20 protein-coding genes and 1 pseudogene are annotated in these 25185 nt (G+C 71.9%); 9 read left to right on the top strand and 12 right to left on the bottom strand.

Translation table 11 applies throughout. The features are described from left to right. The first annotated feature begins 77 nt into the window (after positions 1 to 77). Positions 78 to 1247, top strand: a complete 1170-nt coding sequence (xylA, locus tag OG514_RS27515; protein WP_266899343.1) for a xylose isomerase — start codon at positions 78 to 80, stop codon at positions 1245 to 1247. 100 nt (positions 1248 to 1347) lie between these two features. Here the strand turns inward: xylA and OG514_RS27510 are convergent, their stop codons facing one another. From OG514_RS27510 to OG514_RS27490, 5 genes are all read right to left on the bottom strand, one after another. Further along, positions 1348 to 2385, bottom strand: coding sequence for a LacI family DNA-binding transcriptional regulator (locus tag OG514_RS27510; RefSeq protein ID WP_266899341.1), 1038 nt, complete (start codon positions 2383 to 2385; stop codon positions 1348 to 1350). A 106-nt stretch (positions 2386 to 2491) separates the two neighbouring features. Continuing rightward, entirely contained in the window at positions 2492 to 2812 is a 321-nt protein-coding gene (locus OG514_RS27505; protein WP_266900982.1) for an L-rhamnose mutarotase, read from the bottom strand. Between the two features lie 247 nt (positions 2813 to 3059). Beyond that, positions 3060 to 4085: a LacI family DNA-binding transcriptional regulator gene (locus tag OG514_RS27500; RefSeq protein WP_266899339.1), complete on the bottom strand. Its 1026-nt coding sequence runs from the start codon at positions 4083 to 4085 to the stop codon at positions 3060 to 3062. Positions 4086 to 4114: 29 nt separating this feature from the next. After that, positions 4115 to 5029, bottom strand: a complete 915-nt coding sequence (locus tag OG514_RS27495; RefSeq protein WP_266899337.1) for a carbohydrate ABC transporter permease — start codon at positions 5027 to 5029, stop codon at positions 4115 to 4117. Further along, the gene (locus OG514_RS27490) at positions 5026 to 5958 is read right to left on the bottom strand and encodes a carbohydrate ABC transporter permease (RefSeq protein ID WP_266899335.1); all 933 of its coding nucleotides are present in this window, start codon (positions 5956 to 5958) and stop codon (positions 5026 to 5028) included. Before OG514_RS27490 ends, OG514_RS27495 begins: the two co-directional genes overlap by 4 nt. A 144-nt stretch (positions 5959 to 6102) precedes the next feature. Between OG514_RS27490 and OG514_RS27485 the strand changes: the two are divergent. Then, a pseudogene (locus OG514_RS27485) lies at positions 6103 to 7281 on the top strand (RNA-guided endonuclease InsQ/TnpB family protein); the annotation flags it as partial. 74 nt (positions 7282 to 7355) lie between these two features. Here OG514_RS27485 and OG514_RS39405 read toward each other — a convergent pair. Continuing rightward, on the bottom strand, positions 7356 to 8669 hold the full coding sequence (locus OG514_RS39405; protein WP_323181614.1) for an extracellular solute-binding protein: 1314 nt from the start codon (positions 8667 to 8669) through the stop codon (positions 7356 to 7358). A 209-nt stretch (positions 8670 to 8878) separates the two neighbouring features. Here OG514_RS39405 and OG514_RS27475 point away from each other — a divergent pair, with 209 nt between their 5' ends. Together OG514_RS27475 and OG514_RS27470 are read left to right on the top strand one after the other, a co-directional pair. Next, entirely contained in the window at positions 8879 to 10900 is a 2022-nt protein-coding gene (locus tag OG514_RS27475) for a beta-galactosidase (protein WP_266899331.1), read from the top strand. Between the two features lie 200 nt (positions 10901 to 11100). Continuing rightward, complete coding sequence (locus OG514_RS27470; RefSeq protein ID WP_266899329.1) at positions 11101 to 12684, top strand: arabinogalactan endo-1,4-beta-galactosidase; 1584 nt, start codon at positions 11101 to 11103, stop codon at positions 12682 to 12684. A gap of 63 nt (positions 12685 to 12747) precedes the next feature. Here the strand turns inward: OG514_RS27470 and dgoD are convergent, their stop codons facing one another. The 5 genes from dgoD to OG514_RS27445 form a co-directional block, all read right to left on the bottom strand. Further along, entirely contained in the window at positions 12748 to 13893 is a 1146-nt protein-coding gene (gene dgoD, locus OG514_RS27465; RefSeq protein ID WP_266899328.1) for a galactonate dehydratase, read from the bottom strand. Continuing rightward, positions 13890 to 14642 (bottom strand): SDR family NAD(P)-dependent oxidoreductase, encoded by a 753-nt coding sequence (locus OG514_RS27460; protein ID WP_266899326.1) that lies wholly within the window; start codon positions 14640 to 14642, stop codon positions 13890 to 13892. Before OG514_RS27460 ends, dgoD begins: the two co-directional genes overlap by 4 nt. Before the next feature lie 55 nt (positions 14643 to 14697). Continuing rightward, entirely contained in the window at positions 14698 to 15660 is a 963-nt protein-coding gene (locus tag OG514_RS27455; protein ID WP_266899324.1) for a sugar kinase, read from the bottom strand. Next, positions 15657 to 16337: a bifunctional 4-hydroxy-2-oxoglutarate aldolase/2-dehydro-3-deoxy-phosphogluconate aldolase gene (locus OG514_RS27450; RefSeq protein WP_266899322.1), complete on the bottom strand. Its 681-nt coding sequence runs from the start codon at positions 16335 to 16337 to the stop codon at positions 15657 to 15659. The genes OG514_RS27455 and OG514_RS27450 overlap by 4 nt, the downstream gene beginning before the upstream one ends. 399 nt (positions 16338 to 16736) lie before the next feature. After that, positions 16737 to 17642: an SMP-30/gluconolactonase/LRE family protein gene (locus OG514_RS27445; RefSeq protein WP_266899320.1), complete on the bottom strand. Its 906-nt coding sequence runs from the start codon at positions 17640 to 17642 to the stop codon at positions 16737 to 16739. Positions 17643 to 17837: 195 nt separating this feature from the next. On the opposite strand from OG514_RS27445, the gene OG514_RS27440 reads away from it, so the two are divergent. Next, positions 17838 to 19115 (top strand): ROK family protein, encoded by a 1278-nt coding sequence (locus OG514_RS27440; RefSeq protein ID WP_266899318.1) that lies wholly within the window; start codon positions 17838 to 17840, stop codon positions 19113 to 19115. Between the two features lie 22 nt (positions 19116 to 19137). Here OG514_RS27440 and OG514_RS27435 read toward each other — a convergent pair whose 3' ends face one another. After that, entirely contained in the window at positions 19138 to 19908 is a 771-nt protein-coding gene (locus tag OG514_RS27435; RefSeq protein WP_266899317.1) for an IclR family transcriptional regulator, read from the bottom strand. 244 nt (positions 19909 to 20152) lie between these two features. Here OG514_RS27435 and OG514_RS27430 point away from each other — a divergent pair, with 244 nt between their 5' ends. The 4 genes from OG514_RS27430 (at position 20153) to OG514_RS27415 (ending at position 25158) form a co-directional block, all read left to right on the top strand. Beyond that, a complete protein-coding gene (locus OG514_RS27430; protein ID WP_266899316.1) occupies positions 20153 to 21307 on the top strand; it encodes a mandelate racemase/muconate lactonizing enzyme family protein in 1155 nt (384 codons plus the stop codon). After that, positions 21304 to 22338, top strand: coding sequence for a zinc-binding dehydrogenase (locus OG514_RS27425; protein ID WP_266899314.1), 1035 nt, complete (start codon positions 21304 to 21306; stop codon positions 22336 to 22338). Before OG514_RS27430 ends, OG514_RS27425 begins: the two co-directional genes overlap by 4 nt. A gap of 439 nt (positions 22339 to 22777) precedes the next feature. Beyond that, positions 22778 to 23809, top strand: a complete 1032-nt coding sequence (locus tag OG514_RS27420) for a LacI family DNA-binding transcriptional regulator (protein WP_266899312.1) — start codon at positions 22778 to 22780, stop codon at positions 23807 to 23809. A 128-nt stretch (positions 23810 to 23937) separates the two neighbouring features. Beyond that, the gene (locus OG514_RS27415; protein WP_266899310.1) at positions 23938 to 25158 is read left to right on the top strand and encodes a GNAT family N-acetyltransferase; all 1221 of its coding nucleotides are present in this window, start codon (positions 23938 to 23940) and stop codon (positions 25156 to 25158) included. Positions 25159 to 25185 lie beyond the last annotated feature (27 nt).

Here is a 25185-nt window from a genome sequence, read left to right as displayed (position 1 = left end):
GGCGGGGGACTGGCGCCCCGGTACGTCCGTCCCGTATTAGTTATCTCAGAAAACAAATCCCAAGAGAAGGACACACCATGCCGGATCTCTTCTCCCCCGTCCCCGAGGACCGGTTCACCTTCGGACTGTGGACCGTCGGCTGGCAGGGCCGTGACCCGTTCGGCGAGGCCACCCGCCCGGCCCTCGACCCGGTCGAGACGGTGGAACGGCTCGCCGCGCTCGGCGCGTACGGCGTCACCTTCCACGACGACGACCTGATCCCCTTCGGCACCCCGGACGCCGAGCGCGACGCGATCGTCAAGCGCTTCCGGGCCGCACTCGACCGCACCGGGCTCGCGGTGCCGATGGCCACCACGAACCTCTTCACCCACCCCGTCTTCAAGGACGGTGGCTTCACCGCCAACGACCGGGACGTCCGCCGCTTCGCCCTGCGCAAGACCCTTCGCAACATCGACCTGGCCGTCGAGCTCGGAGCCACCACCTACGTCGCCTGGGGCGGCCGCGAGGGCGCCGAGTCCGGCGCCGCGAAGGACGTCCAGGTCGCCCTCGACCGGATGAAGGAGGCCTTCGACCTGCTCGGCGAGTACGTCACCGAGCAGGGCTACGATCTGCGCTTCGCCATCGAGCCCAAGCCGAACGAGCCGCGCGGCGACATCCTGCTGCCCACCATCGGGCACGCCCTGGCCTTCATCGAGCGCTTGGAGCGCCCCGAACTCGTCGGCGTGAACCCGGAGACGGGCCACGAGCAGATGGCCGGCCTCAACTTCCCGCACGGCATCGCGCAGGCCCTGTGGGCGGGCAAGCTCTTCCACATCGACCTGAACGGCCAGTCCGGCATCAAGTACGACCAGGACTTCCGCTTCGGCGCGGGCGATCTGCGCCAGGCGTTCTGGCTGGTGGACCTCCTGGAGACAGCCGGGTACGAGGGCCCGCGCCACTTCGACTTCAAGCCGGTGCGGACGGACGGCGCGGACGGGGTGTGGGAGTCCGCGAAGAACTGCATGCGGAACTACCTGATCCTCAAGGAGCGCGCGGCTGCCTTCCGCGCCGACCCGGACGTCCAGCAGGCCCTGACCGCCTCCCGGCTGCCCGAACTCGCCGTCCCCACGGCCGCCGACGGCCTCGCCGCGCTGCTCGCCGACCCCACGGCGTACGAGACCTTCGACCCGGACGCGGCGGCGGCCCGCTCCATGGCCTTCGAGCACCTCGACCAGCTGGCCCTGGAGCACCTGCTCGGCGTCCGCTGAGAACGCAGCCGCACGAGGCCGCCGCACGAAGCCTGGGCGCGAGGCCGTCGTACAAGACGTTGGCACGAGGCCGTCGTACGAAGGCCTCGTACCAAGGGCGTCAGTGGCCGGCGAGGGTCGAGCGGCGGACGACCAGTTCCGGCTGGAGCACCACGTGCTGGTGCCGGTGGTCGGCCGCCCGCTCGCCGGTCTCCTCCAGGAGCAGTTCGGCCGCCTTGGCTCCGAGCGTCAGCGCCGGCTGCCGTACGGACGTCAGGGGTACGGTCGCGGCCGCGGCGAACTCGATGTCGTCGTAGCCGACGATGGCCATGTCCTCCGGGACCCTGACCCCCGCCGCGTAGAGCGACTGGAGCACACCGAGCGCCAGCAGGTCGTTGGCGCAGAAGACGGCCGTCGGGCGGTCGGCGAGGCCGAGCAGACGGGAGCCCGCGTCGCGCCCCGAGGCCACGTCCAGGCGCTCCGCCGGGAGTTCCCGGAGCGCCGACGCGGGCAGTCCCGCCTCCGCGAGCGCGAGCAGCGCGCCCTCGCGCCGGTCGCGGATCTGCTGGAGATGGGACGGGCCGCTGACGTACGCGAAGGAGCGGTGTCCCGCCGCGGTGAGGTGCCGGATCGCCAGCGAGCCGCCGACGACGTCGTCGACGGAGACCGAGCAGCCGGCGCCGTCGCCCGCCACCCGGTCGACGAGCACGGACGGGATGCCGTGGCGGCGGAACTCGCGCAGGTTCGCACCGCTCGGGTCGGCGGGGGTGATCAGGACGCCGCGGACGCGCTGCTCGGCGAAGAGGGACAGGTAGTCGGCCTCCTCGCCGGCGTTCTGGTCGCTGTTGCAGACCATGACGCCGAGACCGGCCGCACGCGCCGTGCGCTCGGCGCCCCGGGCGATGTCGACGAAGAAGGGGTTGCCCATGTCGAGGACGAGCAACGCCATGATCCGGCTGCGGCCGGCCCGTAGCTGGCGGGCGGACTCGCTGCGCACGTAGCCGAGGCGGGCGATGACCCGCCGTACGTGTTCGAGCGTCGCGGGCGAGACCCGTTCGGGCTGGTTGATCACGTTCGAGACGGTGCCGACGGAGACTCCCGCCTCGCGTGCCACGTCCTTGATGCCGACGTTCCCGACCTTCCGCTCGGTGTCCGTCATCCGTCCCACCTGGTCCGTCCTACCCCTACCGCCCCGGCCGGGCGAGGTCCCGCCCCGCTTTTCATCCTATGCGGCCGCATCGAGGCGGGCCGCCGCCCGGCGCCTCTCACGCGAGGTGGAAGACCTCGGTGAGCGGGCGCATGGCGGCGTCGGGCGCCTGCCCGTCGAGCTCCTCGAAGAACTCCGCCATCTCCTCCTGCCAGCGGGCGTTGACCTCGGTGGCCTCCATCGCGGCGCGGGCCCGGTCGAAGTCCGGCGTCTCCAGATAGCCGACGAGCAGCCCGTCCTCGCGGAGGAAGAGGGAGTAGTTGTGCCAGCCGGCCGCGGACAGAGCCGTGAGCATGTCGGCCCAGACGTCCGTGTGGCGCGCCCGGTACTCCTCCACCCGCCCGGCCCGGACCTTGAGCAGGAAACAGACCCGCCGCATGTTCGTCATCCCCATCGCTCCCTCCCCGGAACTGAAATGATTCATTTCCGTGCGTTCGGACGCTAGGGCGTACGCATGATCGCGGTCAAGAGTAGGGACGACATCCTGAACGATGAGCGGATCTCGGCATGAATGAATCGATTCACGACGGGGATCGATCCCCAGGTCCGGCGCCGGACACGACGAAGGAGCGGCCGCTCCCCGAAGGGAGCGACCGCTCCGGTGCCGTACGCGCAGGGCGGACTCGCTACGCGGACTCCCGCCGGACCAGCTCCGTCGGGAGGATCACCGTCGCCGGGTCCTCCCCCGCAATCCGGGCGAGCAGCGTCCGTACCATCTCGGTGCTGATCCGGTCCCAGGGCTGACGGATCGTGGTCAGCGAGGGGCGGGAGGACAGGGCCGCCGGGGAGTCGTCGAAGCCTCCGACGGCTATGTCCTCGGGAACGTTCCGGCCCACGCGGGCGAGGGCGTCGAGGACGCCCTGGGCCATCAGATCGGAGGCGACGAAAACGGCGTCGATGTCCGGGGCGCGCTCCAGGAGGGCGCGAGCCGCGTCCTCGCCGCTGGCCCGGCTGTAGTCGCCGGTGGCGATGAGCGTCTCGTCGGCGGGCAGCCCGTACTCGGCGAGCGTCTCGCGGTAGCCGGCGAGGCGCTCCACCCCTCCGGGGGTGTCGAGCGGGCCGGTGACGGTGGCGATCCGGCGCCTGCCGGAGCCGTACAGGTGGCGGACCATGTCACGGGCGCCGTCGCGGTCGTCGGCGGCGACGTAGCCGATCTTGGCGGTCTGGCCGAGGGGCTTGCCGCAGGCGACGACGGGGACGCCGGCCTCGTGCAGCCGGGCCACCACGGGGTCGCCGGAGTGGCTGGAGACGAGGAGGACGCCGTCGACGTGACCGGCCTCGATGTAGCGGAGGTTGCGGCGGCGCTCGTCCTCGGTGCCCGCGATCATCAGGAGGAGCGGGATGTCCTGGGCCGCGAGTGCCTGGGTGCAGGCGCGGAGCAGGACGTTGAAGTTGGGGTCCTCGAAGAAGCGCTCCTGAGGTTCGGTCAGGAGGAAGGCGACCGAGTCGGACTTGCCCGTGATCAGCGAGCGGGCGTGCCGGTTGACGACGTAGCCCGTTCTTCGGATCGCGGCGTCGACGGCCGCCTTGGCCGTCGGGCTGACGTAGTGGCCGCCGTTGAGGACTCGGGAGACGGTGCCGCGCGAGACGCCGGCCTCGCGGGCCACGTCGTGGATGGTCGCCGGGCGGCGCCTGCTCGCTGCTGTGCTCATGCTGTGTGTTTCCCCTCGATCCCCTGTGCTCAGGACTTTACGGCGCCGGAAAGCAGGTCGAGGCTCCAGAAGCGCTGGATGACGAGGAACAGGGCGATGAGCGGGGCGATGGCGAGGAGCGCGCCGGTGATCACCAGGGTGTAGAGGGAGGGTTGGGAGGCTCCCTGCTTGAGGAGGGTGAACAGGCCGACGGTCATGGGGAACTTCTCGTCGTCGCCGAGCATGATGAAGGGCAGCAGGAAGTTGTTCCAGATGGCGACGAACTGGAAGAGGAAGATCGTCACCAGGCCCGGGGACATCATGGGGACGGCGATCCGCACGAAGATCCGCCACTCGCCCGCGCCGTCCATGCGGCCGGCCTCGACCAGCTCCATGGGGATGGCGGCCTCGGCGTAGATACGGCCGAGGTAGACGCCGTACGGGGAGAGGATCAGCGGCAGCAGCACCGAGGCGTAGGTGTCCGTCAGGTCGGCCTCGGCCATCAGCAGGTACTGCGGGATGGCGAGGATGACCGGGGGCATGAGGACGCCGGTGAGCATCACGTTGAAGAAGGCCTCGCGGCCGCGGAAGCGGTAGATCGCGAGGGCGTAGCCGGCCAGCGCGGAGACCACGGTGGACAGGACGGCGCCGAGGCCCGCGTAGAACACGGAGTTGAGCATCCAGCGCCAGTAGATGCCCTCGCGGTACGCGGTGAGCTCGGAGACGTTGTCGGCGAGACCGCCGCCGGGCAGGAAGGTGAAGGTGGAGAAGAGCTCGTTGTCGGGCTTGGTGGCGGCGACCACGACCCAGGCGACGGGCAGCAGGCAGTAGAGCGCGCCGAGGACCAGGGCGGCCGTGGGGAGCAGCGCGGTGCGGCGGGGGCGCGGCGGGGCCTGGGGGACGCCGGGGGTGCTGCCGGCTGCCGGGGCTGCCTTGCGCAGCGGAGGGGAGGCGAGCCCGGTCATCGGCTGGCTCCTTGCGTGGTGCGGCGGTTGGAGATTCTGAGCAGGGCGAAGGAGAGCACGAAGGTGGCGAGGGCGAGGACCACGGCGGTGGCCGAGGCGGCGTAGATGTTCCCGCCGGTGAACGCGTCGCTGTAGACCTTCATGAGGGGGCTCCAGGTGGAGGGGATGCCGTTGGTGAGCGGCTTGAGCGTCATGGGCTCGTTGAAGACCTGGAGGGTGGCGATGATCGAGAAGAAGAAGGTGAGCACCAGGGAGGGCACCACCATCGGGATCTTGATGCGCAAGGCGATCTGGAGCTCCGAGCAGCCGTCGAGCTTGGCCGCCTCGTACACCTCGACGGGCAGCGAGCGCAGCGCGGTGTAGATGACGATCATGTTGAAGCCGGTGCCGCCCCAGATCGCGATGTTCGACATCGCCAGGTAGAGCGGTCCGCCGTCCATGAGGTCGGGCTGCGGGAGGCCGAGCTTGTCGAGGACGAAGTGGAAGGGGCTGACGTCCGGGAGGTAGAGGAAGCCCCAGAGGACGGCCGCGATGACACCGGGGACGGCGTACGGCAGGAAGATCGCGAGCCGGGCGAAGGAGCGGGCCCGGACGCGCTCGGAGTCGAGCAGGAGCGCGAAGAAGAGGGCGAGGCCGAGCATCACGGGGACGACGATGGCGCCGTAGCCCAGGACGCGCAGGGCGCTGGCGGCGAGTTCGGAGTCGGTGAGCGCGGAGGTGTAGTTCTCCAGGCCGGCCCAGACCTCGGACTTGGCGCCCTTGCCGAGGCCGAGGCCCTTGATCTGGACCTTGTGGAAGCTGAGCCACAGGGCGTAGCCGATGGGCAGGGCGAAGAAGAGGGCGAAGAGGAGGGCGGCGGGGAGGAGGAAGCCGTACGGGGCCGCCTTGACCCCGTACGACCGGCGCGCGCCCTTGGGGGGCTGCGTCACCGGACTTCTCCCGGGAGGCTTCGGCCTTCATGCCGAGGAGGAACGGCTCCTCGGGGCGGCGCCGCGAAGCGGCGGATTCTGCTGCGCATCTGTGGTGACCTGTTCTTTCCTGTGTTGTCAGTGGTGGCCGTTAGGTTGATCCGCATGACGACAGCGGTGGGGGCGGACGGGGCCGGGCACGCCCGGTACACGTACCGGCTGCGCGTGTCGTCCACCGCGTATGCGGCCCTGGAGGGTGAATGGGCGCGGTGTCGCTGGGTGTGGAACGAGTGCGTGGCGATGGCCCGCAAGGTCCACGCCTTCAACCAGACGGTCGCCGAGAAGATCACATGTGGTCCGGCACAGCTGGACAAGCTGCTGACGGACGCTCGCCGGTCGATGGCCTGGCTGAGGGAGGGTTCCTCCGTCCCTCAGCAGCAAACCATCCGGGACTTCGCGAAGTCCCGCGTCAAGGCGCTGAAGGATGTCACGGCACGGCTGCCGGTCCGGCAGCGGGCAGGGATGCCTCGCACGAAGCGGAAGCGCGAGGCACTGCCGTCGCTCAACTACACGGTGCGGGGCTTCCGTCTCAAGGACGGCCGTCTGCACCTGGCCGGCGGCAGCGTCCTGACGGTCGTGTGGTCGCGTCCACTTCCGGTCGTCCCCACGTCGGTACGGGTGTACCGCGACAGCCTCGGCCACTGGTATGCCTCGTTCGTCGTGACCGTCCGGCCCGAGCCACTGCCCACCACCGGCCGGGTCATCGGCATCGACTGGGGCGTACGCGAAACCGCGACGACCACCAGCGATGCCCACGACCTGCCCCACCCCGAGCACGGCCGCACGGCGGCGCAGAGGTTGACCCGCTATCAGCGGATGATGGCCAGGCGTGCGACACCTGAGAACCGTCCTGACACGGCCGGGTACCGCAGAGCCCGTAAAGCAGCGGCGAAGACCCACAAGAAGGTCGCTCGGCAGCGGCAGGACACGGCCCGCAAGTGGGCAAAGCGGGTCGTCCGTGATCATGACGTCCTCGCGGTGGAGGACTTCCGGCCGAGGTTCCTCGCCAAGTCCACCCTGGCGCGCAAGGCCGCCGACGCCGCGATCACCGCCACCAGGACCGCCTTGGTCGAGATGGCACGCAAGCACGGCCGCACGATCTGTCTGATCCATCCTGCGCACACCACCATGGAGTGCGCGCGGTGCGGAGCGAGAGCCAAGCACGCACTTCCCCTTTCCGAGAGAACCTTCACGTGCACGGCGTGCGGAGTGGTGTCCCCCAGGGACAAGAACTCCGCACGCGTGATGCTCGTCCGGGCTGGTCTCAACCCGGCTGGTGCCGATCTTGTAAGACCTGCCACCTGTGAGGTGCCAGGCGGAGTGAGTCAGGAATCCCCTTCGTTCACGAGGGGGAGGAGTCAATTGGCGACCTCGAAGCCCTGCTTGCTCAGGTCCGCGACGGTGGCGGACTGGACGGCGGACAGGGCGGTGTCGAAGCCGGACTTGGCCTTGGCGGCCTTGCCGAACTCGTCCTTGAAGGCGGTGTAGGCGACGTTCACGTTGGGGCCCCAGGCGGCCGGCGCGGTGGTCTTCGCTATCTCGGCGGCGCGGGTGTAGAAGTCGGGCTGGTTGGCGAAGTAGTCGGGGGCCTTGGCCAGGGCACCGCTGGTCTGGGCGGCGGTGGCGGCCGGGTAGATGCCGCTCTCCTTGACGAGGGCGCTGAGGGCGACCGGGTCGGTGTTCAGCCAGGTGGCGAACTGCGCGGCGGCCGTCTTGTGCTGGGAGTCGGTGGTGACGGCGGTGGAGGAGCCGCCCCAGCTGCCGGTGGAGGAGCCGCCCTTGGTCCACTGCGGGAGCGGGGCCATGGCCCACTTGCCCTTGGTGTCGGGGGCGGCGGTGGTCAGGGTGCCGGGGGCCCAGACGGCGGAGACCCAGGCGAGCTGCTCGCCGGTGTTCATGGCCTTGTTCCAGGAGGGGGTGTACATCGGCTGGTTGTCGATGGCGCCCTCGGCGACCAGGCCGCCCCAGAAGTCGGAGACCTTCTTGGTGGCGGCGTCGTCGATGCCGACCTTCCAGGTGTCGCCCTCGAAGGTCCACCACTTGGCGCCGGCCTGCTGGGCGAGTCCCGCGAAGAGGCCGGAGTCGTTGGCGGAGAAGGTGGTGAGCGACTGCTTCGGGGCCTTCTTCTTCAGGTCGCGGGCGGTGGCGGCGAACTCCTCCCAGGTACTGGGGACGGAGAGGCCGTACTTCTCGAAGAGGTCCTGGCGGTAGAAGAACATCAGCGGCCCGGAGTCCTGCGGCAGGGCGTAGACGGCCTCGTCGCTGCCGAGAGTGGTCTGCTGCCAGATGCCGGGGGCGAACTTGTCCTTGACGCCCGTGACGTCGGTGGCGATGTCCGCGAGGGCGTCGTTCGAGACCAGGGTCGGCAGGGCCTGGTACTCGGCCTGGACGAGGTCGGGAGCCTTGTGCGCCTTGGCGGCAGTGATGATCTTGGTGACCAGGTCGTCGCCGGAGGCCTGCTTCTGCACCGTGACCTTGATGTCGGGGTGCTCGGCGTTCCAGAGGGCCACGACCTTGTCCATACCGGGCGCCCAGGCCCAGTAGGTCAGCGAGACGGGGCCGGACGCCGCCGAGTCGTCGCCGGAGTCGGAGGATCCACAGGCGGTGAGCGCGGTGGCGCCGAGGAGGACGGCGGTGGCGGCGGCGAGGCTGCGGCGCGTGATGTGAGGCATGGGGTGCTTCTCCCTGACCGAAAAAGGGGCCTCTCCCCAGAGCGGGAAGGCCGGTCATGCATCTGTGAGCGTTCACAGTAGAGAAATGTTCCGGACACTTGTCAATGGTTGTTCGTGTGCGGTTATGTTGCGTTGCCACATCGAGATCGACTGTGTGCACGTTCACAAGGCTCCGCAGCTTTCATCGTTCGAGGTTTCAGGAGAGACTCATGCCGCAGACCACTCCCAAGGGCCTGCACCGGCTCGCGTTCGGCGGGGACTACAACCCCGAACAGTGGCCGGAAAGCGTCTGGCAGGAGGACGTCCGGCTCATGCGGGAGGCCGGCGTCACCATGGTGAGCGTCGGGATCTTCTCCTGGGCCCTCCTCGAACCGGAGCCGGGCCGGTACGACTTCGGCTGGCTCGACCGGCTCCTCGACCTGCTCCACGAGCACGGCGTCCGGGTCGACCTGGGGACACCGACGGTGGCACCGCCCGCCTGGTTCTACCGCGCCCACCCGGAGGCCCTGCCCGTCACCGCCGAGGGCGTGCGCTTCTCCTACGGCTCACGCGGGGCGATCTGCCACAGTTCCGCCGCCTATCGCGCGGCCGCCGCAGGCATCACCACCGAGCTGGCCCGCCGCTACGGCAGCCACCCGGCGCTCGCGCTCTGGCACGTCCACAACGAGTACGGCGTACCCGTCAGCGCCTGCTACTGCGACAGCTGCGCCGCCCACTTCCGCCGCTGGCTGCACGAGACGTACGGCTCGGTCGACGCCGTGAACGAGGCCTGGGGCACCGCCTTCTGGGGCCAGCGCTACGGCTCGTACGAGGAGATCGACCCGCCCCGCGTCACCCCCACCGTCGGAAACCCGGCCCAGCAGCTCGACTACCGGCGCTTCGCCGACGCCACCATCCGAGAGAACTTCCGGACGGAACGGGACATCCTCCACGAACTCGCGCCGGGCATCCCCGTCACCACCAACTTCATGACCGCGCTCAGCCAGTGCGACTCGATCGACTACTGGGCCTGGGGCCGCGAGGTCGACCTCGTCACCAACGACCACTATCTGATGACCGACGGCCGCCGCACCCACGTCAACCTGGCCATGGCCGCCGACCTCACCCGCTCCGTGGCGGGGGGCGCCCCCTGGCTGCTCCTGGAGCACTCCACGTCCGGGGTGAACTGGCAGGCCCGCAACCCGGCCAAGCGCCCCGGCGAGATGGCCCGCAACTCGCTCGCCCACGTGGCGCGCGGCTCCGAGGGCGCCATGTTCTTCCAGTGGCGCCAGTCCCGGCGCGGCGCCGAGAAGTTCCACTCCGCGATGGTCCCGCACGGCGGCAGCGACACCCGGATCTGGCGCGAGGTCGTCGCCCTCGGCTCCGACCTGGAGGCCCTGGAGGAGGTACGCGGCACCCGGACCGTCCCGGACGTGGCCGTGCTCTGGGACTGGCACTCCTGGTGGGCGCAGAACCTGGAGTGGCGGCCGAACGAGGCCCACGAGGCCCGTGAGCGCGCCGACAGCTTCTACGAGACCCTCTACGACCGGCACCTCACCGTCGACTTCGCCCACCCCGAGGCCGACCTCTCGGCCTACCCGCTGGTCGTCGTCCCCGCGCTCTACCTCATGACCGAGGCCGCCGGACAGAACCTCCGCGAGTACGTCGAGAACGGCGGCACGCTCGTCGTCTCGTACTTCTCCGGGATCGTCGACGAGCACGACGCCGTGCACCCCGGCGCCTACCCGGGTGCGCTGCGGGACGTGCTCGGCCTCACCGTGGAGGAGTGGTCACCGCTCCTGGACGACGAGCGCGTGCGGATCACCGGACCCGACGGCGCCTCGCTCACCGGCGACGTGTGGACGGAGTTCGTCCGGCCGCGCGGCGCCGAGACCGTGTGGACGTACGCCGACGGGCCGGCCGCCGGCGGCCCCGCGGTGACGCGGCACCGGCTCGGGCAGGGCACGGCCTGGTACGTCTCCACCCGGCTCGACGCGACGTCGCTCGACGCGATCGTCGCCGCCGCGTCCGAGGACGCGGGGGTCCCGGCAAGGGCCGGACTGCCGCGTGACGTGGAGGTCGTGCGGCGGGCCGGGGAGGGCGGGGAATACGTCTTCGCCCTGAACCACTCCGGGGAGGACGTCGAGGTGCCGCTGGAAGGCGCCGGGACGGAGCTGCTCGGCGGTGCCCACATGACCGGCAAGCTCGCGGTTCCGGCCGGGGCCGTCAGGGTCGTACGCCTCGACGCCTGAGCCCCCCTACCCGCCCCCGTGTTCCGCGGGGCGGGCCCCCGATCTCCCCGGGAGCGGCAGTACCCGCTGCGCCGCCCCCGGGTGAGCCGTACCCCCGTGCCCCCGGCACGGGCCGCACCACCCGCACCACCCGCACCACCCGCACCACACGTTGGGAAACGCACCACACTCCTGTCCGCCACCGTCGAAGGGACTCGACGATGCACCCCACCCTCAGAAGCCGCTTCCGTCTGCGCGCCGCGGCCGTCACCGCCGCGCTCGGCGCCCTGCTCCTGGCTCCCCTGCCCGCCACCCAGCGGGCCGAGGCCGCCGCCACCCTCACCAACGCCGGGTTCGAGAGCGACGCCGCCGGGACCGCCACCCCGGCCGGCTGGTCGACCTACTCGGCCGCCGGCCAGAACGCCGCCTCGTTCACCGAAGCCGGGGGGCACGGCGGCAGTTACCGCCTCAGCCACTGGTCGGCGTCCGCGTACAAGGTGGAGACGTACCAGTACCTCTCCGGGCTCGCCAACGGCACGTACACGCTGAGCGCCTGGGTGCGTTCGGGCGGCGGGCAGAACTCCGCCTATCTGGCCCTGCGCAACTGTGGGTCCGCGGAGCAGCGCACCGACCTACCGGTCACCTCCAGCTCCTGGATACGGATCGTCACCCCGATCACGGTGACGGGAGGCACCTGCACGATCAGCATCAACTCCGACGCCAACGCCGGGAACTGGCTCAACGTCGACGACCTGACGTTCACCTCCGGCACGACCGGACTCTCGGTCAAGGGCGTCGACCTCTCCGCGCTCAAGAAGAGCGAGGACCTCGGCGGGACCTACAAGTCGAGCTCCGGCACCACCGGTGACGCGGTCACCCTGCTCAAGAACGCGGGCGCGAACTACGGCCGCCTCAAGGTGTGGGTGAACCCGGCCGACGGCTACAACAACAAGGCCCGTGTCCTCGCCACCGCCCAGAAGATCAAGGCGCAGGGCATGAAGCTCCTCGTGGACTTCCACTACTCCGACATCTGGGCCGACCCGGGCGCCCAGACCAAGCCCGCCGCCTGGCAGGGACACTCGTACACGCAGCTGAAGACGGACGTCTACAACCACACGTACGACGTCCTCAACGCCCTGAAGGCGCAGGGCACCACCGCCGACATGGTGCAGATCGGCAACGAGATCAACACCGGCATGCTCTGGCCCGAGGGCTCGACGAGCAACTGGTCCCAGCTCGCCGGTCTGCTCAACTCCGGTATCTCCGCAGCCAAGGCGGTCTCGTCCAGCACCCAGATCGCCCTGCACCTCGCCAACGGCGGTGACAACACCCTCTACCGCACCTGGTTCGACAACGCGGCGGCGCAAGGCGTGAGTTACGACGTCATCGCGCTCTCGTTCTACGGCTACTGGCACGGCGCCCTGTCCTCGCTCCAGGCCAACCTCGACGACATCTCCGCCCGTTACGGCAAGAAGGTCATGGTCGCCGAGACCGCGTACCCCTTCCGCCTCGACAGCGAGGACGCCCACGAGAACATCATCGACCTGTCGAGCGAGCTGGTAACCGGCTACCCGGCGAGCAGCGCCGGCCAGTCGGCCTGGCTGCGGGACGTCATGAACGTCGTCGAGGCGGTGCCGAACGGCCGCGGCCTCGGCGTCGTCTACTGGGAGCCCGCCTGGACCGCCGTCACGGGCAACGGCTGGGACCCGGCCGACTCCTCGTCGGGCAACGGCTGGGAGAACCAGGCCCTGTTCGACTACGACAGCAAGCTGCTGCCCGCGGCCGGCTGGCTGGCGCACCGCTGACCCGACCGCACACATGATGAGGGGCGGACTCGTGAACGAGCCCGCCCCTTCCGTGCGTCCTGACTACCACTCCGCCAGGGAGCCGTCGTCGCGGCGCCAGGCCGGGTTGCGCCAGCGGTGGCCGACCTCGGCGGCCCGCTCGACGGCCTGCGCGTCGACCTCGATCCCGAGGCCCGGCCCGGTGGGCAGGCCCACGTGACCGTCCTCGTACCGGAAGACGGAGGGGTCGACCAGATAGTCGAGCAGGTCGGAGCCGGTGTTGTAGTGGATGCCGAGGCTCTGCTCCTGGATCAGGAGGTTCGGCGCGGCGAAGCCGACCTGGAGGCAGGAGGCGAGCGCGATCGGACCCAGCGGGCAGTGCGGGGCGAGGGAGACGTCGTACGCCTCCGCCATGGCGGCGATCCTGCGCACCTCCGAGATGCCGCCGGCGTGCGAGAGGTCCGGTTGGGCGACCGCGATGCCCTGGTCGAGCACCTTCTTGAAGTCCCAGCGGGAGTAGAGGCGTTCGCCGGTCGCGATGGGGATCGAGGTCGAGCGGACGATGTCGCCGATGTGGTCGCTCATCTCCGGGACGACCGGTTCCTCCACGAAGAAGGGGAGGTACGGCTCCAGGAGCGGGAGGACGCGGCGGGCCATCGGGGCGGTGAGCCGCCCGTGGAAGTCGATGGCGATGTCGAACTCGTCGCCGACGGCCTCCCTGATCGAGGCGACCCGGTCCACGATCCCGTGGACGGCGGCGGGGGTGTCGATGAGCCGCAGCTGCGCCGAGGCGTTCATCTTGATCGCGGTGAAGCCCTCGTTCTTGCGGGCCAGGGCCTCGGAGGCGACCTCGTCGGGCCGGTCACCGCCGATCCAGCTGTAGACGCGGGCGCGGTCGCGGACATTGCCGCCGAGCAGCTGCCAGACGGGGACGCCGAGGGCCTTGCCGGTGATGTCCCAGAGGGCCTGGTCGATGCCGGCGACAGCGCTGGAGAGGACGGGGCCGCCACGGTAGAAGCCGCCCTTGGTGAGGACCTGCCAGTGGTCCTCGATCTTCATCGGGTCCTGGCCGATCAGGTAGTCGGAGAGCTCGTCGACGGCGGCGGCGACGGTGTGGGCGCGGCCCTCGACGACGGGCTCGCCCCAGCCGGTGACACCCTCGTCGGTGTCGATGCGCAGGAAGCACCAGCGCGGGGCGACGAGGTAGGTGCGCAGGGAGGTGATCTTCACTTGGACTCCTTCTTCACGGTCCAGCCGCCGTCGACGACCAGGTTGGTTCCGGTGATGTAGGCGGCGTCGGCGGAGGCGAGAAAGGCGACGGCGGCGGCGACCTCCTCGGGCCTGCCGAGCCGGGCGAGCGCGGTGGCATCGGCGGAGAGCCGCCGTCCTTCCTCGTCGACGTCGTTCCAGACGTCGGTGAGGATCGGGCCGGGCAGCACGGAGTTGAAGCGGACGTCGGGCCCGTACTCGACGGCGAACTGGCGGACGAGCGCGCACATCCCGCCCTTCGCGGCGGCATAGGCGGGATAGCCGGGCAGGCCGAAGTCGGCGTGCACGCTGGAGGTGGCGACGAGGCTGCCGCGTTCGGCGCGCAGGTCGTCGAGGAAGGTGCGGGTGGCGAGGTAGAGGGCCCGCAGGTTGACGGCCATCTCCCGGTCCCACAGAGCGACGGGGAGTTCGTGGGCGGCGGCCGTGGTGTGGGTGAAGGCGTTGCTGTGGAGGATGCTCACCGGGCCGAACCGGGCGTGGGCCTCGGCGCGGAGGGCGGTCCAGTCCTCCTCGGAGGAGACGTCGCAGCGGACGTAGGCAGCGCGGCCGCCGTCGGCGCGGATCGCGGCGGCGACGGTCTCGCCGGGCCCGTCGGCGATGTCGGAGACGAGCACGGCAGCGCCCTCGGCGGCGAGCCGGACGGCACTGGCCGCCCCGATGCCGGAGGCCGCGCCGGTGACGACGGCGATCTGCCCGGAGAAACGGTTCATGGGTGTGGGTTCCTGAGTGCTGGTGCGGAAGGTGATCGAGGGGGGCGCGGACGGCTCAGCGACTGATGTCCTGGGCCGCGAGCAGGCCGAGTTCGGCGCGGCGCGGAAGGCCTTCCCAGTCGCCGGGGACCGAGACCGCGAAAGCACCGCAGAGTGCGGCGAGGTGCAGGCGTTCCTCCACCGGGGAGCCGTCGAGGGCCGCGGCGAGGTAGCCGGAGACGAAGGCGTCGCCTGCGCCGACGGGGTCGACGGCGGTGACGGGGACGGCCGGCCGGACGTGGAGTTCGCCGTCCGCCGTGGCTACGAGGGCGCCCCCCGCTCCGAGTTTGAGCACGGCCTGCCCCGGGCCGAGCCGGGTGAGGGCGCGGGCCATCCGCTCCGGCGTCTCCTCGGGTACGAAGAGGGCGGCCTCCTCCGGTCCGGCGAAGACGATGTCGGCGTACGGGAGGAGCTCGGCCAGCACCTCGGCGGCCTCAGTGCGGCTCCAGAGGCGTTCGCGGTGGTTGACGTCGAAGGAGACGGTGACGCCCGCGGCGCGGGCGAGGGCGACGGCGTGTTCCACGGCGGCCCGCGCCGTGCCGCTCAACGCCGGGGTGATTCCGGTGACATGAAGGATCCGCGCGCCCGTCAGCTGTGCCTCGTCGAGGTCCTCGGGGGCGAGCCGGGAGCCCGCGAGCCCGGCCCGGTAGTAGCTGACGCGGAGCCGGTCGGCGGTGCGGCGCTCGCGGAGCAGCAGACCGGTCGGCACGGCCGGGTCCGTGCCGGCGGTGGAGACGTCGACGCCCTCGGCCCGGAGTCCGGCCAGGACCATCGCGCCCGCGGCGTCGTCGCCGACCCGGCCGGTCCAGGCGGCCCGGTGGCCGAGCCGGCTGACGCCGATGGCGACCGTCGCCTCGGCACCCGCCCAGCCGAGGCGGAGGGGCGCGCCGGTGGCGAGCGGTCCGGGTTCGGTCGCGGCGACCACCGCCATGGCCTCGCCGAGGGTGACGAGGGCGGGCCGCCGTCCGGTCGCCGTCATCGGCGTGTTCCGTCGAGGAGGGCGGCGGCGCGCTCGCCGAGGGCGGCGAGGGAGCCGCCCTCACAGGCGTCGCCGACGAGGGGGCCGCCGATGCCCAGGGCGGTGGCGCCCGCGGCCAGATAGGCGGGGGCGTCGGTCACGCCGATGCCGCCGGTCGGGACCAGGGGGACGTGGGGCAGCGGGGCGCGGATCGCGCGGAGGTACTCGGGTCCGCCGGTGGCGGCGGGGAACAGCTTCACCATGGTGGCCCCGGCCCTCCAGGCGGTGAGGATCTCGGTGGGGGTGTACGCACCGGGGAGCACCGGGACGCCGAGGCGGGCCGCCTCGGCGATGACCTCGGTGGAGGTGGTCGGGGTGATGAGGTACGTCGCCCCGGCCTCGACGGCGGCCTGCGCCTCGGCGGGCGTGGTCACGGTACCGGCGCCGAGCACGAGGCCGGGCGGTGCGTCGGCGGCGTACTCGCGCAGGGCGTCGAGCACGCCGGGGGTGGTGAGGGTGAACTCGGCGGCGCGGATGCCGGACGCGAGGAGGGTGTCGGTGACTTCGGCGAAGCGGGTGGCGGAGGTGGAACGAAGGATCGCGATGACGGGCGCGGAGGCGAGGGCGGCCCGGAGGGCGACGGCGTGTGGCCGGGTGCGCTCGTCGGGCGGTGTGGTCGCTGTGGGAGGGGTGGTCATGGCCGGTGTTTCCTCAGGGGTGCGGGGTGGGAGACGGGCGGGCGGGAACGGTTGACGGTCCGCCGGCCGACAGGCGAGCGGGCGGGATCCGGGGACGGGCAGGCGGGCGTGGCTGACAGCCCGCCGGGCAGGTGGGCCGCGGCGACCGGGCTACGGGCTACGGCGAGGCAGTCCGCCGGAGGTTCGGCGGCGGAGCTGCGGCGGCGGACCGGCGGCCGTGCTCCACCCGCGCGAGCGCGCGGAGTCGACGGCCGCGCGACGTTCCGGCAATTCAGCGGCGGGCGCGCCGAAGGACACCGTCAGGCCGAGCGGCCGACGGGCCCGGCCGTCCCCCGCCAGGCCCATCCGCCTCCCCAGGTCGGCGGTCAGCCGTCAGCAATCGGTGGTCGGGGTCAGCGGTCAGCGATCGGCGTACGGAACACTCGGCAGGCCCCGCGCCCCCGGGCGGCAGACGAACAGGCGCCCCGCATCCGGCTCCGCCCGGCGGCGGTCCTCGTCGAGGCCCTCCGTCGCCGTCGTGATGACCAGGACGTCGAGGTCCGGTCCGGCGAAGGCGCAGCTGGTCACGTGCGAGGCGGGGACCTCCACGCGCGCGTGGAGGCCGCCTTCGGGGGTGAAGGCGAGAACCTCCCCGCCGCCCCACACCGCGACCCACACCCGCCCCTCGGCGTCCACCGTGAGCCCGTCCGGCACCCCGCGGTCGAGGACGGTGAACGGCCGTCGTCCGCTCAGGGTGCCGGTGCCCGTGTCGTACGCGAAGACGTCGACCCGGCCGGTCGGGCTGTCGGCGTAGTAGAGGAGCGTGCCGTCGGGGCTCCAGCCGAGGCCGTTGGAGATGGTGACCGACTCCAGGAGAGTGGCGAGGCCGTCGCCGTCGAGGCGGTAGAGCGCGCCCGCGCCGGGGCTCTCGTCGTACGCCATGGTTCCGGCGAGGAGCCGGCCCGCGGGGTCGACGGCGGCGTCGTTCATCCGGCGGGGCAGGCCGTCCTCGGGCAGGAGGGGCGCTGCCAGCTCGACCGCCTCGGCGACCGGGCGGTCCTCCTCCAACCGCAGGAAGGACGTGCCCGCCACGGCCAGCAGGGCCCCGGAGGCGCAGGGCTGAACCGAACCGACCGGGCGGTCGAGGCGGATCGTGGAGACGGCGACCAGGTCCGGCGTCGCGTCCTCGTGGGTCAGGGCGGCCCGGTGGACGAGGCCGTCGGGTATGTCCACCCAGAGCAGTTCCCGGCGCCGGGCGTCCCAGACGGGCCCTTCCGTCAGGCGTCCGGGCAGGGGGGAGCAGGGCACGGCCCTGAGGTACTGCATCTGGCCTCCTCGGTCGGCGAAGTGGTGCAGTGGAGTGGTGCGGTGGAGTGGTGCGGCGAAGGAAAAACTACGGGTTCGTCTAACGGTTGTAAATATCCCGCCCTCCAGTTCTTCCAACCCTTTGAATAAGATCCCGAAGTACGGGCCGTCAGAGCGGGTCGTGCGTACGGGCCGTACGAGCGGAGGACAGCACCCATGATCAAGCGGACGTCCCAGGACATTCGCCGCCTCAACCGCTTCGAGGTCCTGCGGCGCTTCTACGCCGGGTCCGGTGCGATGAGCCGTCAGGACCTCGCCGCCGCGACCGGCCTCTCCTTCGCGACCGTCGCCAACCTGACCTCCGAACTCCTGGAGGCCGGCGTCCTCGTCGAGGCCGGCCACGAGGACTCCAGCGGCGGCCGGCCCCGCGCACGGCTCGCCGTCAACGCCGACCGGGGCGCCCTGATCGGCGTCGACATCGCCGAGACCTCCGTCCACGCCGAGCTGTTCGATCTCGCCCTGGAGGTCCGGCACTCGGTCGAGCGCCCGCTCCCCCCGGACGACGTCCGTCCAGCCGACGTGGTCGAGCAGCTCGCCGCGTGCGTCGAGGAGTTGCTGCGCGTCTCCGGGGTCCCCCGCGCGCGCGTGCTCGGGGTCGGGGTCAGCGTGCCCGGCATGGTGGAGCACGAGGGCGGCGTCTCCGCCTTCTCCCCCTACTGGTCCTGGCACGAGGTGCCGCTCCGCGCGCTGCTCGACGAACGCCTCGGGCTGCCGCTCCGGCTGGACAACCCCCTGCGGGCCAGCACGGTGGCCGAGTTGTGGTTCGGCGCCGGTCGGGAGGTGGACGACCTGGTGGTGCTCACCCTGCGGGCCGGTGTCGGCGCCGGGATCGCCGTCGACGGGCAGCTCTACCGGGGGTTCACGAACAGCGCGGGCGAATGGGGCCACACCTGTCTCGCGATCGACGGGCGGCTCTGCACCTGCGGCAACCGGGGGTGCGTGGAGGCGTACGTCAGCACCCGGGGGATCGCCCGGACCTGGCGCGAGCTCGCCCCCGGCGACGAGCGAGCCGCCGGGCCGGACGACGCGGCCACGGTCGCCGCCCTGGCGCGCGCGGCGGCCGAGGAGGATCCGACGGCCGCCGAGGTCATCGACCGGACCGGGCGCTACCTGGGCGCGGCGGTGGCCAATCTGGTCAATCTGCTCAACCCCCGGGCCCTCGTCCTCGGCAACCAGGTCGTCGACCTGCTGGGAGAGCGTCTGCTGACCGCCACGTACGAGGCGGTCACGCGGCACGCCCTGCCGTTGCCGCACCGGGCGGCGACCCTGCGGCGCAGCGCGGTGCCGCACAACGCGGTCACCCGGGGCGCGGCCGCGTTCGCCCTGGAGGGCTTCCTCGACGACCGGGAGGTCTTCGGCCCGGTCAGCCGGATGCGCCGGCCCCGGGAGCGACGGGACGGCGGACACGCCGGACCCGCCGATGCGGAGGCCTGACCGGGCGGGGGCGGGCCGGGGTTCAGCGCACGATCCCGTACCCCAGCCGCTCCGACAGCTCGTTCGCGCCCTTCACCGCGAGTGCCGTGAGTTCGTTCTCGCGGTCCTCGCTCCAGCGGTGCACCGGTACCGAGACGGACAGGGCGGCGACGACCCGGCCCGTGCGGTCCCGCACCGGTGCGGCGACGCAGGTGACGTCGGGGTTGGACTCCTGCTGCTCGCCGGCGACCCCGAGGATCCGGATCTCGGCGAGCGCGGCGCGCAGCGCGTCCGGGTCGGTGATGCTGCGGGGCGTCATGCCGATGAGTTCGCACCCTTCGAGGCGCTCGCCGAGCTCCGCCTCCGGGAGGGTCGCGAGCAGCATCTTGCCGACGGCCGTGCAGTGGGCGGGCAGTCGGCGTCCGGCCGCCGAGACCATCCGCACCGCGTGGGTGGAGTCGACCTTCGCGATGTAGATGACGTCCATGTCCTCCAGGACGGCCACGTGGACGGTCTCGCCGCAGGTGTCGGCCACCTCGCGGGCGACCTGGTGCCCCTCGGCCGCGAGGTCGAGCTGCTCCGCGTACCGGCTGCCGAGCTGGTACGTACGGACGCCGAGCCGGTAGCGGCCCGGCTGTTCCGGCACCGGTACGAGGTAGTTGCGGGCGGTCAGGGTGGTGACCAGCTCATGGGTGGTCGTGCGGGGCAGCTGGAGCCTGCGGGTGATCTCGGGGGCGGACAGTGTCCCGTCGCCCTCCAGGAAGAGCTCCAGTACGTCGAATGCCCTGGTCACCGCCGGAACGAGTCGTCCCATGGGTCCCCCACCTCGCCTCTGTCCGTTCGGTATTCCGTACCACGATCGAAATCGCGAACAGAGACTAGCGGCGCACCCCACGCCCGGCAACGGCTCTCGTCGTGGACGGGCCGGGTGGACGTGCTCCCATTGACACCCCGGCGGGCCGCTGCCTACGGTCTCGCCGATCCACCGAACGCCATTCGGCATCTCGAACAATTCGGCCTCTCGAAGAACACTTCCGCGTCCCCGGGGAGCAACCACCGTGCGCATCACGGGAATCACCACTCATGTCGTCGGCACGCCGTGGCGCAACCTGACCTATGTCCTGGTCCACACGGACGAGGGTCTGACCGGGGTCGGCGAGACCCGGATGCTCGGGCACACCGACGCGCTCGTCGGCTACCTCCGCGAGGCGGAGGCCAACCACATCGCCGGTTCGGATCCGTTCGCCGTCGAGGACCTCGTACGGCGCATGAAGTACGGGGACTTCGGACGGGCCGGGGAGATCGTGATGTCCGGCATCGCGGTCGTGGAGATGGCCTGCTGGGACATCAAGGGCAAGGCGCTCGGCGTTCCCGTCTGGCAGCTGCTCGGCGGGAAGGTGACCGACCGGGTGAAGGCGTACGCCAACGGCTGGTACACCACCGAGCGCACCCCGGAGGCGTACCACGCGGCGGCCCGTGAGGTCGTGGCGCGCGGCTACCGGGCGCTGAAGATCGACCCGTTCGGCACCGGTCACTACGAGCTGGACGCCGAGCGGTCGCGGGAGGCCGTCGCCCTGATCGAGGCGGTACGGGACGCCGTCGGCCCGGACACCGAGCTGATGGTGGAGATGCACGGCCGCTTCTCCCCCTCGACCGCGGTCCGGCTCGCGCGCGAACTCGCCCCGTTCCGGCCGGCGTGGCTGGAGGAGCCGGTGCCGCCGGAGAACCTCAGAGCCCTGGCGAAGGTGGCCGAGAAGGTGGACCTGCCGATCGCGACGGGTGAACGGATCCACGACCGGATCGAGTTCAGGGAACTCTTCGAGTCGCAGGCGGCCGACATCGTGCAGCCCGACGTCGGGCACATCGGCGGCATCCTGGAGGCCAGGAAGCTCGCCGCGACCGCCGAGACCCACTACGTCCTCGTCGCCCCGCACAACGTCGGCGGCTCGGTCCTCACCGCCGCGTCACTCCAACTCGCCGCCTGTACCCCGAACTTCAAGATCCTGGAGCACTTCAACGACTTCGCGGACGCGGAGATCAAGAAGGTCGTGCGCGGCGCGCCCGAGGTCGACCCGGAGACCGGTTGCTTCACCGTCTCCCACGAGCCCGGTCTCGGGGTGGAGTTCGACGCGGACGCCGCCGCCGAATTCCCGCAGCAGCGGGCCCGGTTCGACCTGTGGGCCGAGGGCTGGGAGAGAAGGCAGCCGAAGTGAGGCGCGCCGCATCCGCCGCCGTGAGCCGCGCCGTCCTCGTCGAACGGCCCGGCACTCACCGGCTGGTCGAGCGGAAGGTCCCCGAGCCGGGCCCCGACGAGGTACGGGTAAGGGTCGCCGCCGCCGGGATCTGCATGAGCGACCGCGAGCTGTACGAGGGCCGCCGCGCCCCGGGCTACGTCCGCTATCCGATCGTCCCCGGCCACGAGTGGTCCGGCACCGTGGACGCCGTCGGCACCGGCGTCGATCCCTCTCTCCTGGGCCGGCCGTGTGTCGCCGAGGGCTTCCGGTCCTGCGGTCTGTGCGAGCGCTGCCGGCACGGCGAGACCAGCCTGTGCACGGCCGGATACGCCGAGACCGGCTTCACCGAACCGGGCGCGTTCGCCGACCACGTCCTGGTACCCGCCCGGCTCCTGCACTCCCTGCCGGACGGGGTGGACCTCCGTGCCGCCGCCCTGCTCGAACCGGCCGCCGTCGTCGCCGCCGCGGTGCGGGCGGGCCGGCCACGCCCGGGCGAGCGGATCGCCGTGGTCGGTGCCGGAACGCTGGGGCTCCTCGCCGTCCAGTGGCTCGCCGCCTCCTCCCCCGCCGAACTGGCCGTCGTGGACCCGCGGACGGAACGGGCGGCACGGGCCCTGGACTTCGGCGCGAGCCGGGCCCTCACCCCGGCCGAGGCGGACGGCGAGACCGGGCGCTTCGACCTGGTCGTGGAGACGGCAGGGGCGTCCACCACGGCCGCGTCCTCCTGTCTGCTCGCCCGCCGTGGCGGCCGGGTCGTCCTCACCGGCATGTTCACGGCGGGGGCCACCGGCATCGACCCCGTCCACCTCTCCGCCAGCCAGCTGGAGGTCCGCAGCGTCTTCGGCGCCTCCTCCGCGGCCTGGGCCGATGCCGTCCGCGCCCTCTCGCTCGGACTGCTCGACCCGGGCCCGCTCGTCACCCACGAGTTCCCGCTCGAAGGGTTCGGCGAGGCGCTCGCCCTGGCGGGCGGCGGCTCCCCGGACACGGGCAAGGTCCTCCTCCGCCCCTGAACCCGACCCCGCGGCCACCCCCCTTCCGCGTCCGCCCTCCCCAGCGGAGGACTCCGATGACCACGCGACCGGCCCCCCGGCTCCCCGGCGGCGACGCCCTCCGCCGTATCGGCCACCCCGTACCGGCGGCGGACCCCGCCGACACCTCCCCGCACCGCTTCCCCGACGGCGGGCTCCGGCCCACCGAGATCCCCTCCGTCGAGAGCCCCGAGGCGCTCGCCATCGTCCTCACCGGCACCCGGGCGAACTGCGGCGCTTCAGCTGCGACACGTCTCCCGTCGAAGCGCTTCGATCTTCTTGACCCACTTCTCTGGACACGTCAACCCGCCCGCGTTACGGTCTCGCTGAGCCGTCGAAGCGATCGTTCGACAGGCGTCGTCGAAGCGATTCGAGGCGATTCGCCTCGCTTCACCTCAGTCACGGCCCGCGGGGAGAACGGATGGTCACGCTTGCCGAGGTCGCCCGGCACGCCGGAGTGTCGGCGAGCACGGTGAGCTACGTCCTCAGCGGCAAGCGGCCCATCTCGGACCCCACCCGGCAGCGGGTGCGGGCCAGCATCGAGCAGCTCGGCTACCAGCCCCACGCGGGCGCCCGCGCGCTCGCCAGCAGCCGTTCCCGGATCATCGCGCTGATGGTCCCCCTGCGCACCGACATGTACGTGCCGGTGATGCTGGAGATCGCGGTCGCCGTCGCCACCGCCGCCCGCGCCCACGGCTATGACGTGCTGCTCCTCACCGGGGAGGAAGGACCGTCGGCGCTCCGCCGCGTGACCGGCAGCGGACTCGCCGAGGCGGTGATCCTGATGGACGTCCAGCTCGACGACGAGCGGCTTCCGGTGCTGCGCGCCGCGGGCCCGCCGGCCGTCCTGGTCGGGCTGCCCGCCGACCCCACCGGTCTGAGCTGCGTCGATCTGGACTTCGCGGCGGCCGGAGCGCGGTGCGTGGAGCATCTGGCGTCCCTCGGACACCGGGAGATCGCGGTCATCGGCGAGTCCCCCGGTGTCTACGCCCGTCATACGGGCTTCGCCGAGCGCACCCTGCGCGGGCTGCGCGACCGGGCGGCCGAGCTCGGTGTCCGCCTGCTGCACCGGCCGTGCGAGGGCGGTCATGACGCCGTGGCCGGTGTGCTCGCTCGGATCCTCGACGAGCGGCCCGGGGTCAGCGCCTTCGTCGTGCAGAACGAGACGGCGGTCGAGCCGCTGCTCGCCCTGCTGCGGCGCACGGGCCGGGCCGTGCCGGAGGACGTGTCGGTGGTCGCGGTCTGCGCCGACCAGATCGCCGCCCAGGCCTCGGTGCCGCTCAGCTCGGTGGCGATTCCCGCGCAGGAGCTGGGCCGCAGGGCGGTGGAGCGGCTCATCGCGGGCCTCGCCCGGCGGGCAGGGGCGGACACCACCGGGGTCGAACTCCTCACACCCACCCTGACCGTACGGGACAGCTCGGGCCCGCCGCCGTCGCCTCGGGCCCGGCCGTGAGGGCCCTGATGTGAACGCCCGTACGACCCCGGACCCGTAATGCGCTTGCCCCGGCCACGCGTCGACGCTGGACTGTGGCCGGGCACCACGCGTCGTGGTGCCCGCGACCCGAGGGGACAGCGGCTGCAATGGAGATTCGTTCCACGACCGATGAGGACTTCGACGCCTTCGTCGACACTGTCCATGCCGCGTTCGGGCGCTTCCCGGAAACACCGGTCGAGGGCGGCGGGCTCTGGTGGTCGGCGCTCGAAACGGACCGCTGCCTGCTCGCACTGACGGCGGACGGGCGGCCCGTCGGCACCGCCGCCGCGCACTCCTTCGAACTCACCCTGCCCGGTGAGACCTTCGTCCCGGTGTCCGGGGTGACCGCCGTCGGCGTGCTGCCCTCGCACCGCCGCCAGGGCGTGCTCAGCGCGATGATGCGGCATCAGCTCGCCGAGTTGCGGGCCCGCGGGGAGTTCCTCTCCGTACTCCTCGCCTCGGAGGCCCCGATCTACGGCAGGTTCGGCTACGGACCGGCGACCTACACGGGACGGCTGACGGTGCAGCGCCACGAGGCCGCCCTCGCCTCGCCCCGGACACACGCAGTCGCCGACGCACCGGCCACCGGCTCGATCGAGGTGCTGCGTCGTGCCGAGTGCGGAGAGGTCCTGGAAGCGGTCTACGACCGGTACCGCCGCTCCCAGCCCGGCGCGCTGTCCCGGCCGCACCGCTGGTGGGCCTTGCGCGCGGGGCAGCCCCCGATCTCACCGGCGCCGCGCTACGTCGCCGTGCACAGGGACGCCGACGGCGTCCCTGACGGGTATGCCGGCTACTCGATCGGCGAGGCCGAGACCCTGACGGTCGACGAGACCATCGCCTGCGACGACACCGTCTTCACGGCCCTGGCCCGGTTCGTCCTCGGCCACGACCTGGTCTCTCAGGTCGTGTTCAAGCACGTCCCGCCCCAGCACCCGCTGCGCTGGCAGTTCGCGGACTTCCGGGCCGGCCGGGTGAGCGGCGACACCGACTGGCTGTGGGTGCGGCTGCTCGACGTCCCACGGGCCCTGACCGCGCGCGGCTGGTACACCGACGGCGAGCTCGTCCTCGACGTCGAGGACCCGTTCCTCGGCGAGCACGGCCGCTACCTGCTGACCGTCCGGGACGGCAAGGCCGACTGCGTGCCGACGGACCGGGAGCCCGACCTGTCCCTTGACGTGCGCGACCTGGGCTCGGTCTACCTCGGCGGCACCGCCCCGAGCACGCTCGTGCGTGCCGGACACATCCGGGCCCACCGCCCGGGTGCGGCCGCGCTCGCCGACGCCCTCTTCCGCGCCGAGCGCTCCCCGCACTGCCTGCACTGGTTCTGACCGCGTGCTCACCGGTCCTGCGGACAT

This window comes from Streptomyces sp. NBC_00572 (assembly GCF_026341815.1).
In the GTDB taxonomy this organism is placed as follows: Bacteria; Actinomycetota; Actinomycetes; order Streptomycetales; family Streptomycetaceae; genus Streptomyces.
The sequence above is the reverse complement of the archived record's forward strand: the minus strand, read 5'-3'. Positions and strand labels throughout refer to the sequence as shown.